At 64.0% G+C, this 13,683-nt stretch carries 12 protein-coding genes; 11 read left to right on the top strand and 1 reads right to left on the bottom strand.

Annotated elements, in window-relative coordinates; all coding sequences use genetic code 11:
* The 10 genes from mrdA to ACTHNE_RS05645 form a co-directional block, all read left to right on the top strand.
* A partial coding sequence (gene mrdA / locus ACTHNE_RS05600) for a penicillin-binding protein 2 (RefSeq protein WP_440268728.1) occupies positions 1–1,974 on the top strand: 1,974 nt, incomplete at its 5' end.
* Positions 1,971–3,089: a rod shape-determining protein RodA gene (gene rodA, locus ACTHNE_RS05605; protein ID WP_324939686.1), complete on the top strand. Its 1,119-nt coding sequence runs from the start codon at positions 1,971–1,973 to the stop codon at positions 3,087–3,089. The genes mrdA and rodA, both read left to right, overlap by 4 nt.
* Positions 3,090–3,234: 145 nt before the next feature.
* Positions 3,235–4,263, top strand: a complete 1,029-nt coding sequence (gene mltB, locus ACTHNE_RS05610) for a lytic murein transglycosylase B (RefSeq protein WP_440268729.1) — start codon at positions 3,235–3,237, stop codon at positions 4,261–4,263.
* The gene (locus ACTHNE_RS05615) at positions 4,260–5,186 is read left to right on the top strand and encodes a septal ring lytic transglycosylase RlpA family protein (RefSeq protein WP_324947410.1); all 927 of its coding nucleotides are present in this window, start codon (positions 4,260–4,262) and stop codon (positions 5,184–5,186) included. Before mltB ends, ACTHNE_RS05615 begins: the two co-directional genes overlap by 4 nt.
* Before the next feature lie 63 nt (positions 5,187–5,249).
* The gene (locus ACTHNE_RS05620; RefSeq protein WP_324947409.1) at positions 5,250–6,479 is read left to right on the top strand and encodes a D-alanyl-D-alanine carboxypeptidase family protein; all 1,230 of its coding nucleotides are present in this window, start codon (positions 5,250–5,252) and stop codon (positions 6,477–6,479) included.
* Between the two features lie 161 nt (positions 6,480–6,640).
* A complete protein-coding gene (locus tag ACTHNE_RS05625; protein ID WP_324947407.1) occupies positions 6,641–6,931 on the top strand; it encodes a DUF493 family protein in 291 nt (96 codons plus the stop codon).
* A gap of 184 nt (positions 6,932–7,115) precedes the next feature.
* A complete protein-coding gene (lipB, locus tag ACTHNE_RS05630; RefSeq protein ID WP_324947405.1) occupies positions 7,116–7,784 on the top strand; it encodes a lipoyl(octanoyl) transferase LipB in 669 nt (222 codons plus the stop codon).
* 8 nt (positions 7,785–7,792) lie between these two features.
* Entirely contained in the window at positions 7,793–8,800 is a 1,008-nt protein-coding gene (lipA, locus tag ACTHNE_RS05635) for a lipoyl synthase (RefSeq protein WP_440268730.1), read from the top strand.
* A gap of 20 nt (positions 8,801–8,820) precedes the next feature.
* A complete protein-coding gene (locus ACTHNE_RS05640) occupies positions 8,821–11,133 on the top strand; it encodes a carboxy terminal-processing peptidase (protein WP_440268731.1) in 2,313 nt (770 codons plus the stop codon).
* A 266-nt stretch (positions 11,134–11,399) separates the two neighbouring features.
* The gene (locus ACTHNE_RS05645; protein ID WP_324947399.1) at positions 11,400–11,936 is read left to right on the top strand and encodes a carboxymuconolactone decarboxylase family protein; all 537 of its coding nucleotides are present in this window, start codon (positions 11,400–11,402) and stop codon (positions 11,934–11,936) included.
* A gap of 57 nt (positions 11,937–11,993) precedes the next feature.
* Here ACTHNE_RS05645 and ACTHNE_RS05650 read toward each other — a convergent pair whose 3' ends face one another.
* Complete coding sequence (locus ACTHNE_RS05650; protein WP_324947397.1) at positions 11,994–12,932, bottom strand: AraC family transcriptional regulator; 939 nt, start codon at positions 12,930–12,932, stop codon at positions 11,994–11,996.
* 159 nt (positions 12,933–13,091) lie between these two features.
* Here ACTHNE_RS05650 and ACTHNE_RS05655 point away from each other — a divergent pair, with 159 nt between their 5' ends.
* On the top strand, positions 13,092–13,616 hold the full coding sequence (locus ACTHNE_RS05655; RefSeq protein WP_324947395.1) for a YkgB family protein: 525 nt from the start codon (positions 13,092–13,094) through the stop codon (positions 13,614–13,616).
* The last annotated feature ends 67 nt before the right edge of the window (positions 13,617–13,683 follow it).

Genomic DNA, 13,683 nt, shown 5'->3' on the forward strand with positions numbered 1-13,683 from the left:
GGCGAAGGCGAGCTGTTCCGGCGCCGCGCGCTGGCGGGCTTCGGCCTGATCCTGCTTGGCCTGTGCGCGCTGGTGGGGCGCTACGTGTTCCTGCAGGTGCTGCATCACGACGAATTCGCCACCCGCTCGGTCAACAACAGCGTGAAGCCGCGTGCGATTCCACCTGCACGCGGACTGATCTACGACCGCAACGGCGTGCTGCTGGCCGACAACGTGCCGGCGTTCCGCCTGGAAGTGCGGCCGGAGCTGGTGCAGCACATGAACGACATGCTGGCCGAGCTGAGCAAGGTCATCCCGCTCGACCAGGACGACCTGGACGCGTTCCACAAGCAGCTCAAACAGTCGCGCCGCTTCGACAGCGTGCCGTTGAAGATGCGCCTGACCGAGGACGACATCGCGCGTTTCGCGGTGAACCGCTGGCGCTTTCCCGGTGTGGACGTGGTGCCTTACCTCACCCGCCATTACACGATGGGGCCGCTGTTCGCGCACGTCATCGGCTACGTCAGCCGCATCGATGCGGACGACATGGCCAATCTCGATCCGGACCGCTACAAAGGCACCACGCATATCGGGCGCATCGGCCTGGAGCGCTCGTACGAAGACCTGCTGCACGGCACGCCGGGCTACGAACTGGACGAAGTCAACGCCGACGGCCGCGTGCAGCGTGTGCTGGAAACCCATCCGCCGACGCCGGGCAAGAATCTTTACCTGAGCATCGATGCGCGCGTGCAGCAGGCGGCGCAGGATGCGTTCGAGGGCCGGCCCGGCGCGGCGGTGGCGATCGATCCGCGCAACGGCCAGGTGCTGGCGATGGTCAGCGTGCCCTCGTTCGATCCCAACCTGTTCGTCAACGGCATCAGCTCGCCCGACTACAAATCGCTGATCACCTCGCCCGACAAGCCGCTGATCAATCGCGCGCTCAAGGGCGCCTATCCGCCGGGTTCCACGGTGAAGCCCTTCATGGCCCTGGCGGGCCTGGAGTACGGCGTGCGCACGCCGCAGGATTCGGTGTTGTCCACTGGTGTGTTCTACATACCGGGGCAGTCGCGTGGGTATCGCGATGACCAGCGCTATGGCGCCGGTACGGTGAATCTCTATAAAGCGATCTATGCATCGGTCAATACATACTTCTATAGGCTTGCACTGGATCTTGGCATCGACCGCGTCAGCGAATTCATGGGCTCGTATGGATTCGGGCATCCCAGCGGCGTCGATCTTCCGGGCGAAGTGTCGGGCATCCTGCCTTCGCGCGAATGGAAGGCCAAGCATTCGCCCAAGGAGCGCACCTGGTATCCCGGCGAGACGGTGATTGCGGGGATCGGCCAGGGCTACTGGTCGGTGACCACGATGCAGTTGGCGCATGCACTGGCGACGTTTGCCGGACGCGGCGTGCCGTACGCGCCACGTGTGGTGATGTCGACCGCGGATGTCGGCAAGCCGCCCGCGCCGTTGGCCAATCCGCCCGTTGGTCCTTCGATCATCAAGAACATGAAGGACTGGGAAGCGGTAAACGAGGGTATGCAGCTGGTGATCTACAGCAATGACCCGCTTTCGACCGGCTTCGGCACGAAGCTGGGCGATGGATTCCCGTATCGTATCGCCGGCAAGAGCGGTACCGCCGAACGCTTCTCGCGCGTCGGCAATGCGTATAACGAGAACAAGAACACGGCGTATCTCGCTGCACGCCATCGTGCATGGTTCGAAGCGTTTACGCCGGCGGAGGATCCGCGCATCGCGGTCGCCGTGGTATTGGAGGCAGGCGCCTGGGGCGCCAAGGACGCAGGCCCGATCGCGCGCAAGATTCTCGATGCATGGCTTGTCTCGCAGGGCGGCGCGGTGCCGCCGCATCAACCGTTGCAAGAATCCGCCGTGGCGGCGGCCTCGTCGGCGCAGACGCCGTCTGAGCCGGAAGACACGCCGCAAGGCGACGTACCCGCACCGGATAGCTCCACCGCCGGAGACGACGCGCAATGACCATCGGCACCCTGCGTTTCCGTTTCCTTCGTTTCCTGCGGCGCGTGTGGACGCGTCCGCGCATCGACCTGCCGCTGACCTTCGCGCTGATGCTGCTGTGTGGCGTGGGCCTGGTGACGCTGTACAGCGCGGGCGACGCCAACCTCGGGCTGGTCGGCGGGCAGGCTGCGCGTTTTGCGCTGGGCGGCGCGTTGATCCTGTTGATGTCGCGCATTCCGCCGTCGATGCTGCGCAACTGGACGCCCTGGCTCTATGCCGGCAGCGTGATGCTGCTGGTGGTGGTGGCGGTCTTGGGCGAAGGGCGCGGCGCGGATCGCTGGCTCAATTTGGGCGTCATGCGCTTCCAGCCGTCGGAGCTGATGAAGCTGACCATGCCGATGATGGTGGCCTGGTACCTGCATCCGAGGCAGCTGCCGCCGAGCTGGAAGGACATCATCGTGGTCGGCGGCATGATCGCCATTCCCGCCGGGCTGATCGCCAAGCAGCCGGACCTGGGTACCGCCTTGCTGGTGGCGGCGGCAGGCGGTTTTGCGCTGTTTCTTTCCGGCATGGCGTGGTGGCGCATCGGCTTGTTGCTGGCCGGCGCGGCCGGCATGGTGCCGATCGCCTGGCATTTCATGCACCAGTACCAGCGCGACCGCATCCTCACCATGCTCAACCCGGAATCCGATCCGCTCGGCAACGGCTGGCACATCATCCAGTCGCAGATTGCGGTGGGCTCAGGCGGCGTGTTCGGTAAAGGTTTCGAGCAGGGCACGCAATCGCGCCTGGATTTCCTGCCCGAGCACACCACCGATTTCATCTTCGCCGTGTTCTGCGAGGAATTCGGCCTGATCGGCGTGTGCGCGATCCTGGTGCTGTACGCCTTCATCATCGGCCGCTGCCTGTGGATCGCGATGGAGGCGAAGGACACCTATTCGCGCCTGCTCGCCGGCGCCATCGGCATGAGCTTCTTCGTCTATGTGTTCGTCAACGGCGGCATGGTGGCCGGCCTGTTGCCGGTGGTGGGCGTGCCGATGCCGATGGTGAGTTACGGTGGCACCTCGGCCGTATCGCTCTTGGTCGGGTTTGGCGTGCTGATGTCGATTCATGCCAATCGCAAAGTGCATGATTGACGTCTGGGCGCGTAGGTTGGGGTGCAAACCCCAACATCATGGTGCCGCCATGTTGAGGTTTGCACCCCGACCTACGCGGTCGAGCGCAGCGAATCGCTCCATGTTCCGACGAGCAAAAGCACGCATGCGTGCTAACCTCGCCACCATGAAGGGACGAACGATTTTCGCACTCGCCGCACTATGCTTCGCGGCACCGCTCACCGCTTGGGCCGATCATCCCGGCCAGGCGCAACTGGTGGCCGAAGTGGCGAAGGATACCGGCAAGGATCCGGCCGCCTTGAACGCACTGCTCAACGGCGCGCAGCGGCAGCAAAGCATTCTCGATGCGATCAGCCGCCCGGCCGAAGCCAAGCCGTGGAGCGACTACCGGCAGATTTTCCTCACGCCAGCGCGCATCAATGCGGGCGTCGCGTTCTACCGCGAACACCAGGCGCTGCTGGAAAGCGTGGCCAAAAAATATGGCGTGGCGCCGCAGTACATCGTCGCCATCATCGGCGTGGAGACCTTCTACGGCCGCAACACCGGCAAGTACAAGGTGCTCGATGCGCTGGTGACGCTGGGCCTGTACTACCCGCCGCGCGCGGCGTTTTTCCGCAATGAGCTGAAGACGCTGCTGGAACTGCCCAACTCGCAGCTCGCCGGCCCGCTCGCCGCGCTCACCGGCTCCTACGCCGGCGCGCAAGGGTGGGGACAGTTCATGCCCAGCAGCATCCGCGATTTTGCGGTGGATGAAGATCACGACGGCCGCATCGATCTGCAGAATTCGATGCCCGACATCATCGGCAGCGTCGCCAACTATTTCGCCAAGCACGGCTGGGTCACCGGCGGCCCGGTCGCGGCCCGCGCGCAACCGGATGCGGCGGCCAAGCCGTTGACGGTGAAGGACGCCACGCCGCAATGGCCGGTGGAACAGCTCGAAGCCTGGGGTTACGGCCCGCTGCAGCACCTGGATCCCGGGGCGCTGGCCAGCATGCAAACCCTGCAAGGCGCGAACGGTCCGGAGTATTGGTTCACCTTCCAGAATTTCCGCGTGATCACCACCTACAACCGCAGCGTGATGTACGCGATGGCGGTGAACCAGCTCGCACAAGCCATCGTGGACGGCGTCAATCAGAGCCTGTCTGGGGCCACGCAGAGGCCCCAGACAGACTCTCAGGAGAACGCCACGCGATGAAGACGCTCTGGCGCCTGTCCTGGCCGCTTGCGATCACGCTGATGCTGGTCGGTTGTGGCGGCCACCGCAGTGCGCGCCCGTCTTACGCGTCCACGCATGGTGGCAGTGGTTCCAGCCGCTACAGTTCCGGTTCCGGCGGCGTGTATGACGATACCAGCCGACCCCAGAGCAGCCGCTACCGCAGCAACAGCGACAGCATTCCCGATGGCCCACCGCCCGATGTAAGCAACCTGCCCGAGCCGGTGCCGAAGGTTGAGGCGCGTTCGCTCTACGGCAACAAGTCGCCATACACCGTGCTGGGCCGCACCTACACCGTGCTGTCTTCGGCGCGCGGCTACGACGAACGCGGCATCGCCTCGTTCTACGGCAGCAAGTTCCACGGCTACAAGACCTCGAGCCTCGAGGATTACGACATGTACAAGTTCACCGCCGCCAGCAAGGTGCTGCCGCTGCCGAGCTACGCGCGGGTGACCAACTTGCAGAACGGCAAGAGCGTGATCGTGCGCATCAACGATCGCGGGCCGTTCCACGAAGACCGCGTGATCGACCTGTCCTACGCCGCGGCCGTGAAGATCGGCATCTGGCCCAAGGGCACCGGAGTGGTGGAAGTGCAGGGCATCGATCCCTCGGCGCCACCACAGCAAGAGGCGCCTCCGCCTCCGCTTGCCACCGTTACGCCCGCGCATCCGCCCAGTATTTACCTGCAAGTGGGCGCATTCTCCGATCCGGCCAACGCCGAACGCATCGCCGCGCAACTGCGCGTGGCGAATTTCGCGCCGGTGCAGGTGTCTGATGCGACGATTGGCGGCCGGCTCGTGCATCGTGTACGGGTCGGTCCGCTTTCCGACGTGGACAGCGCCGACCAGGTGAGTTCCAAGATCGAACAATTGGGTCTGCCGCAGCCGCAGGTCGCGGTAGACTGACGTTTTCTGCCTAGAAATCAGGCGCCGCGCGCGCCAAAGCCATTATTGGATGTAAAGCCGCCCATGAATCCGTTCCGCCGCCCCTTGCACCTTTTTGCTGCCGCCGCCCTGGTGTTCGGCGTCAGCGCCTTCGCACAGCAGACGCCGCCCAAACCCGTACCGAATCCGCCGCCAGCGCCGGCCGCCGTGGCAGTGCCGGTGCCGCCGCCGCCGGATGTGGATGCCAAGGCGTGGGTGCTGATGGATTACGCCACCGGCCAGGTGCTCGCCTCGAAGAATCCCGACCAGCGCGTGGAGCCGGCCTCGATCACCAAGGTGATGACCGACTACGTCGTCTCGGCGCAGCTGGTGGCAGGCAAGATCCACATGACCGATCCGGTGACGATCAGCGAGCACGCATGGCGCGCCGGTGGCGCAGGCACCGACGGCTCCACCAGCTTCCTCAAGCTCAACAGCCAGGTGCCGCTGAAGGATCTGCTCTACGGCATGATCATCCAGTCCGGCAACGATGCCGCCATCGCGCTGGCCGAGCACACCGCCGGTTCCGAAGAAACCTTCGCGAACCTGATGAACGCCTATGCCAAGCAGCTCGGCATGGTGAACACGCACTTCGTGAACGCCTCGGGCTATCCGGCCGACAATCACTATTCCACCGCGCACGACATCGCGATTCTTTCGCGCGCGCTGATCCATGACTATCCGGACGATTACGCCATCTCCGCGATCAAGGAATTCACCTGGAACGGCATCAAGCAGGGTAATCGCAACACCCTGCTGTGGCGCGATCCCAGCGTGGACGGCATCAAGACCGGCCACACCGCCGAGGCCGGCTTCTGCCTGGCCGCGTCGGCCAAGCGCGGCGATGCGCGCATGATCGCGATCGTGATGGGTTCCAGCAACGAAAAGGCGCGCGCCGATGCAGCCATCGCGCTGCTCAACTACGGTTTCCGCTTCTACGAAACGCACAAGCTCTATGAAGTCGGCAAGCCGCTGGCGACGCCGCGCCTGTGGAAGGGCGAGGAAAACCAGCTTCCGCTCGGCGTGCAGCAGGATGTGCTGGTCACCGTGAAGACCGGTGACTACGACAAGCTGAAGGCGACCATGGACGTGCCCACCACGCTGATCGCGCCCTACAAGAAGGGCCAGCAAGTTGGCACGCTGCATATCACCGAAGATGGCCAGACGATCCTGGACGTGCCGCTGGTGGCGATGAACGACGCGCCGCAGGGCGGCTTCTTCAAGCGCCTGTGGGACAGCATCCTGTTGTGGTTCCACGGCAGCGGCAAGAAATAAATATTGAAGCGCCCTCTTCACTTGCGCGGAGGGCTCTCACACAGGGACGTCATTCCCGCGAAAGCGGGAACCCACCTTGCCCCGAAGCGAAAGGCAAAATGGATTCCCGCTTTCGCGGGAATGACGGCTCCAGGTTAACGATGAAGTAGCGGGGCAAGCCCATGAAAGAACTGAGCGACATCACCGCGCAGCAGGAAGGCCAGGGGTTCCAGTTCCCCGGCGAATTCGAAATCACCGCCATGGGCAACGCCAGCGCGGACCTGAAAACCCGCGTGCCGCAGATCCTGGAAGGCATCGGCCTGCAGGTGCTGCACGAAACGGTGAAGCACCGTCATTCGCGCGAAGGCAATTTCCTGTCCGTCACCGTGAGCTTCCGTTGCGACACGCGCGAGCAATACGACCTGGCGCATAGCGTGCTGCGGGCGGATCCGGATATTCGCTACACGTTGTAGCGCTGCGTCAGCCCGTTTTTTTTCCCTCTCCCCTCCGGGGAGAGGGCAGGGTGAGGGGGCAAACCTCGCGTCGAGCATTCATCAGGCCGCGATTCGGACTGGCAATCTGTCGGTACTTCCCTCACTTGCAAGCCATTCCCCGCGGCCACAGATTGGCCCCATTCCCGCGCAGGCTCCAGCATCCATGTCCCTTCCCCTGAACATCCGCCGCCTGGGCCGCCAGCCCTACGAGCCGGTCTGGCGGGCGATGAGCGCCTTCACCGACAACCGCACCGCCGATACCCGGGACGAGTTGTGGGTGCTGGAGCACGATCCGGTCTTCACGCTCGGGCAGGCCGGCAAGCTGGAGCACGTCCTCGCACCGGGTGAGATTCCGGTGGTGCCGGTGGATCGGGGCGGACAGGTCACCTATCACGGTCCTGGCCAGATCGTGGCCTATCCGCTGATCGACCTGCGCCGCGTGGGCGTGGGGGTGCGCGAGCTGGTGCATCGGATCGAGCAGGCCATCATCGACACCCTGGAGCACTGGAATATCGAGGCCGTCCGCCGCGAGGGCGCGCCGGGGGTCTACGTGGCCGACGCCAAGGTGGCAGCCTTGGGCCTGCGTGTGCGCCGGGGTTGCAGCTTTCACGGGCTGGCCTTCAACGTGAACATGAACCTGGAACCGTTCCACCGCATTAATCCTTGCGGTTACAAGGGTCTGGCGGTCACGCAGGTGCTAGACTTGGGCGGTCCGTCGCGGCTGTCGGACGTCGAGGATGTGCTGGTCGGCGAATTCTGCCGGCAGTTCGGCTTCGAAGCTGTAGCGGCCGCTCCCGTGATCCCCGAACTCCCCGCACGCGTGGCGGTCTGAGCTATTTCATGAGCGATAACACCGCAGCTTCCCCCAAGAACATTCCGATCAGCGTCGTCAGCGGCACCTCTGCGGAGAAGCAGCTCGGCGGCGATAAGATCGCGCTCAACCGCGCCGGTTTCGACACCAGCGTACCCGCCTTGCGCAAGCCGAGCTGGATTCGCGTGCGCCTGCCACAAGGCAACGCTGTTCAACAACTGAAGGCACGACTGCGCGAGAACGCGCTGGTGACGGTGTGCGAAGAAGCCTCCTGTCCGAACATCCACGAGTGTTTCAGCAAGGGCACCGCCACCTTCATGATCCTGGGCGACGTGTGCACGCGCCGCTGCTCGTTCTGCGATGTGGCGCACGGCCGCCCGGCCGCGCCCGATCCGTTGGAACCGGCGCGCCTGGCCGACACCATCCGCGACATGCGCCTGAAGTACGTGGTGATCACCTCGGTCGATCGCGACGACCTGCGCGACGGCGGCGCCGAACACTTCGCCGCCTGCATCCGCGCCGTGCGCCATACCAGTCCGCAAACGCGCATCGAGATCCTCACGCCGGATTTCCGTGGCAAGGGCCGCATGGAACGCGCGCTGGAAGTGCTGAAGGATTTCCCGCCGGACGTGTTCAACCACAACCTGGAAACCGTGCCGCACCTGTATCGCGAAGTGCGCCCGGGCGCCGATTACCAGTGGTCGCTGGACCTGCTCAAGCGCTTCAAGGCGCAGCATCCGGACGTACCCACCAAGTCCGGCATCATGCTGGGCCTGGGCGAAACCCACGAGCAGGTCATCGAAACCATGCACGACCTGCGCGCGCACGACGTGGACATGATCACCATCGGCCAGTATCTGCAGCCCACGCCACACCATCATCCGGTGGTGCGCTACTGGACGCCCGATGAATTCGAATCGCTGCGCGTCGCAGGCGAGGCGATGGGTTTCAACCACGTCGCGTCCGGCCCGCTTGTCCGTTCCTCCTATCACGCCGACCAGCAAGCTCACGCGGCTGGCGTCACCGAGCACGCCTGAACAGGCCCGAAGAGAACCCCATGACCTTTCGCTTTCGTCCCCTGCTTGCTTTGGTGATTGCCTTCGGCGTCACGACCACGGCGGCCTTCGCGCAATCGGCGGCCGACATGGGCGCCAGCAAGCCGCGCAAGGTGTCGGAGCTGCCGCTGCAGCCGGACGCCGATGAAGCCAACGCGGCGCTGATCTCGGCGCATCTGCTCACCCGCTTCCACTACGACGCGCAGCCGCTCGACGATGCGATGTCGGCGAAGATCTACAAGCTGTACTTCAAGCTGCTCGACGGCGAAAAGGTGTTCTTCACGCAGGAAGACATGGCGAAGTTCGCCAAGTACAAGGACCAGTTCGACAACGCGATCTGGAACAAGGACCTCGCCGGCCCGTTCGACATCTTCAACCAGTACATCCTGCGCGCGATCGACCGCATGACCTACGCGCGCGGCCTGTTGAAGCAGGGCTTCGACTTCAACACCAACGACAGCTACGTCATCGACCGCAAGAAGGCCGACTGGCCCAAGGACAAGGCCGAGCTGGACGATCTGTGGCGCAAGCGCACCATGAACGACTGGCTGCGCCTGAAGCTGGCCGGCAAGAGCGACGACGACATCCGCAAGACGCTGGACAAGCGCTATGCCAACTACATCGACCGCGTGAAGCAGCTCGACGGCCAGGACGCGTTCCAGACCTTCATGACCGCGTATGCCAATTCGACCGATCCGCATACCGACTACATGGGCCCGCGCGCGGCCGAGAACTTCGACATCTCCATGAAGCTCTCGCTGGAAGGCATCGGCGCGGTGCTGCAGCAGCGCGATGACTACACCGTCATCCGCGAACTCGTGCCCGGCGGCCCGGCGACCAAGTCCGGCAAGCTGCACGTGGGCGACTACGTGATGGGCGTGGGCCAGGGCGAAAGCGGCCCGGTCCAGGACGTGGTCGGCTGGCGCATCGACGATGTGGTCAACCTGATTCGCGGCAAGAAGGACACCACCGTGCGCCTGGAAATCGTGCCCGCCGACCAGGGCACCGATGGCAAGCACGAAATGATCACGCTGGTGCGCAAGAAAGTCACCATCGAAGAGCAGGCGGCCAAGAAGAAGGTCGTCGAAGTCACCGACAACGGCGTTACGCGCAAGATCGGTGTGATCGAACTGCCGATGTTCTACTCCGACTTCGGCGCGCGCAGCGAAGGCGACAAGAACTTCAAGAGTGCCACCCGCGACGTCGCCAAGCTGCTGGGTGAATTGAAGGCCGAAGGCGTGCAGGGCGTGGTGATCGACCTGCGCAACAACGGCGGCGGCTCGCTGTACGAGGCGAACGAACTCACTGGCCTGTTCATCGACAAGGGTCCGGTGGTTCAGGTGCGCGATGCGCGCGGCCAGGTGCAGGTGCAGGGCGATGACGATCCGGGCATGGCCTGGAGCGGCCCGCTGGCGGTGCTGGTCAACCGCGGCACGGCCTCCGCTTCGGAGATTTTCTCCGCGGCGATCCAGGACTACGGCCGCGGCCTGGTGATCGGCACGCAGACCTTCGGCAAGGGCACGGTACAGACGCTGATCGACCTCAACCGTTTCGCGGCCGATCCCGATGCCAAGCCGAACTTCGGCGCGCTGAAGATGACCGTGCAGGAATTCTTCCGCATCAACGGTGGCTCCACCCAGCTGCGCGGCGTGACGCCGGACATCCAGTACCCGAGCAACGGCGACGACAAGGACTTCGGCGAATCCACCTACGACAACGCGCTGCAGTGGACGCAGATCGCGCCGGCCGACTACAAGCCGGTGGCCGACATGAAGGCCTACCTGCCGCAGCTGCAGCAACTGCATGACGCGCGCGTGGCCAAGTCGCCGGCGTGGCAGCTGATGCTCGACGAACTGACCCAGTACAAGAAGCTGGCCGATCGCACCAGCATCTCGCTCAACTACGACCAGCGCGAGGCGGAGCGTAAGCAGCTGGATGCCATGCAGGCCGAATTCCGCGCGCGCCACAAGGCGATCGACGGCAATACCGCCGCCGCACTCGAAGACCAGAGCCAGCTCGACGACGGCCTCAACCCGAACGAGCGCAGCCTGAAGACGGAGCTGAAGGAACAGGAAGAAGCCAAAAAGGCCGCCGACCCGCAACTGCAGGAAACCGCGCACGTGCTGTACGACGCGATCGGACTGATCAACGCCAACCCGAAGCTGGCCGCCGAAGTGCTGCCCTATGGCGGCAAACAGGGCGAGACCGCTTCGCTCGCTTCCACCAACGGCCAGGTTTCGCTGCCCACGCCGATGGTGGAACCCGGCGCGTCGCAGGCGCCCAAGCCGGCGGCGTCGAGCAGCAGCACCAAGTAGGGCTCGCTTGTTTGCGATATGAAAAAGCAGCGCTCCGGCGCTGCTTTTTTTTATGCGTGCGCAACGTGGCTCATTGGCGCTTTCTTTCGACCAACGTCATGGCGCCAAGCCGCGCCCCTTCGCGCTTCGACGACCGTGATCAGCCGCCTTTTGTGCGCAGAATGCGGTTGAGACGAACGAGCATGTTTTTGAGAAGACGCGGCATTAAGCCGTCGGCACGCGCTGTCTAAAGTGAGCTCCGTCCCAACCACAACGGAGTCTCGATCATGTCTCGCATCAATGTCCCTGCCGTCGACACCGCTACGGGCGCCACCGCGGAAGTCTATGCGCACATCAAGAAGGCCGCCGGCAGCGTGCCCAATACTTATGCCGCGATCGGCGCGCTCAATCCGGGCGCGCTGAAGGTCATGCTGCAAGCGGATATCGTGCTGGCAGCCGGTAGCCTCAGCAAGCAGGATATCGAGACGATCCGGCTCGCCGTCAGCGCCACCACCGGCTGTGATTACTGCGAAGCCGCACATAGCCTGCTCGGCAAGATGGCCGGCCTCAAGCCCGATGCGCTCAAGCAGATCCGCGCGGGCGAGCCCACCGGCGAGGCCAGGCGCGATGCGCTGGTTCAGTTCGTGCGCAAGCTGGTGAGCACCCGCGGCACGGTCAGCGAGGCGGATTTCGCTGCCATCACGCACGCCGGCTATACCGATGCGCAGCTGGTGGACATCAGCCTGGCGATCGCCGGTATCACGTTCACCAACGTCTTCAATCGCATCAACGACACCACGCTGGATTTCCCGGCCGTGCATTGAAAGAAGGCGACTGGCATCCTCTGCGCATACAGCCGCAGAGGATGCTTACCTGGCGCGCTATGGCGCCGAGCGCCGCCAATGTGCCGGCGTGACGCCAGTGTGCAACTTGAAGGCGCGCTGGAATGCGGCCTCCGACTGATAGCCGACCTGTTCGGCGATCGCGGCGGTCGACGTCGACGAACTGCGTAGCTCATTGGCCGCCATGGTCATGCGAATATCTATCAACAGATCGCTCGCCGAACGGCCCAGTTTCTCCTGGAACAAACGCACGAAAGTCGCGCGCGACATGTTGCACAACTGCGCCAGCGCCGGCAGCGTCCATGCGTGACCAGGATGATGGAACAGCGCCGTCAGCGCGGGTGCCAGACGCGGATAGCCTGCCAGCGCCAGCAAGCCGGCTGGCGCCTCGCCCGATTCGCTGGCAAAGCGCAACGTCAGCGCAAACAGCGCCGTCGACAGTGCATTGAGCATGGCGCGTCCGCCCAGGCCGTCGTCGTTCGTCTCCGCGCGCATCAGCGCCAGCAGGTTCGACAAGTGCAGGCCGGTCTCCGTCGCGTTCTGCGCGCGCGCCGTTGAATGCGCGATCAGGCGCGTCGGCAGATAGCTGCGCAGCAATTGCGCATGCGCCGGACTCAGCACGAAGCGTCCACACAGCATGTCCAATCGCGCACCCGCGCCGGCATTCTCACTGATCATCAGGTTCGCCACGGCACGCTCGCGCGCCGGTTTCGCACGCTTGCCGCTGCCGTCATGCAGGCTGTGCGCATCGCCCTCGGCAAGCAGCACGATGTCGCCGGCCACCAGCGGTTGCGGTTTGCCGCCAGGATTTTCCAGCATCGCCGTGCCGCCCAGCACCACGTGATAGGCCATTTCTCCGGGTGCCGATTCGCGCTGGTCGATGCGCCAGGGCGCGCCATACATGCAGCGCAAGTCGAGTTGCCCGCGCACGGGAGTGAGTTCAAGCAGACGGCTCAGCCAATCCATCGGTGGCGGCATGGGAAACCTCGTTGAGACGAATTGGCATGTATTTGAGCGATAGCAACATTAAACGGCTCAACGTGGCTGCGTAAAGTGCCCATGCCGCAACACCGGCGACGTGCCTGGCTTGTGCGGCCAAAACACTCATTGCCACCACTCTTATCGAGGACAGCTTGCATGAACTCGCTCATTCGCCTCCTTGCCAGCTCCGGGTTGCTCAAGAAGGATCTCGACTACCACCTGCTTCGCGCGTCCATGGTGATCGTCTTTTTCTTCTTCGGTTACCAGAAATGGTTTCAATATGAAGCCCAGGTGCTGATTCCCTTCATCAGCCATGGGCCGCTCATTTCGTGGATGTATCCGGTGTTCGGCATTCGCGGTGCCAGCACCTTCCTGGGTATTTCCGAATGGACGTTCGGCGCGCTGATCCTGGCCGGTTTCTGGAGCCGGCGTTTGGGCATGCTCGGCGCGGCAGGCTCGGTCGTCACCTTCGTCATGACAGTCACGATCATCCCGTTCATGCCGAACGGCTGGGCTGCATCGGCCGGAGGCTTCCCAGCCATGGTCGGCAACGTGGCGTTCCTGATGAAGGACGTGGTGCTGCTTGCCGTATCGATCTATCTGCTCAAGGAAGACGTGGTGCGCAGCCTCGCGGCGTCGGTGCCGATGGCTTCACGCATCGCGAAACCCGCCGGCAGGTAAGGAGGGTTTGCCGTGGACGGAAAAAGCAGCGCTCCGGCGCTGTTTTTTTAACCAAGCATCTCCCGTA

Origin of the sequence: Dyella sp. (assembly GCF_051954575.1) — a bacterium.
Lineage (GTDB): Bacteria > Pseudomonadota > Gammaproteobacteria > Xanthomonadales > Rhodanobacteraceae > Dyella_B.

Coding starts and splice junctions, on each gene's coding strand:
- rodA (WP_324939686.1), top strand. CDS start 1,971: ATGACCATCGGCACCCTGCGTTTCCGTTTCCTTCGTTTCCTGCGGCGC.
- mltB (WP_440268729.1), top strand. CDS start 3,235: ATGAAGGGACGAACGATTTTCGCACTCGCCGCACTATGCTTCGCGGCA.
- ACTHNE_RS05615 (WP_324947410.1), top strand. CDS start 4,260: ATGAAGACGCTCTGGCGCCTGTCCTGGCCGCTTGCGATCACGCTGATG.
- ACTHNE_RS05620 (WP_324947409.1), top strand. CDS start 5,250: ATGAATCCGTTCCGCCGCCCCTTGCACCTTTTTGCTGCCGCCGCCCTG.
- ACTHNE_RS05625 (WP_324947407.1), top strand. CDS start 6,641: ATGAAAGAACTGAGCGACATCACCGCGCAGCAGGAAGGCCAGGGGTTC.
- lipB (WP_324947405.1), top strand. CDS start 7,116: ATGTCCCTTCCCCTGAACATCCGCCGCCTGGGCCGCCAGCCCTACGAG.
- lipA (WP_440268730.1), top strand. CDS start 7,793: ATGAGCGATAACACCGCAGCTTCCCCCAAGAACATTCCGATCAGCGTC.
- ACTHNE_RS05640 (WP_440268731.1), top strand. CDS start 8,821: ATGACCTTTCGCTTTCGTCCCCTGCTTGCTTTGGTGATTGCCTTCGGC.
- ACTHNE_RS05645 (WP_324947399.1), top strand. CDS start 11,400: ATGTCTCGCATCAATGTCCCTGCCGTCGACACCGCTACGGGCGCCACC.
- ACTHNE_RS05650 (WP_324947397.1), bottom strand. CDS start 12,932: ATGCCGCCACCGATGGATTGGCTGAGCCGTCTGCTTGAACTCACTCCC.
- ACTHNE_RS05655 (WP_324947395.1), top strand. CDS start 13,092: ATGAACTCGCTCATTCGCCTCCTTGCCAGCTCCGGGTTGCTCAAGAAG.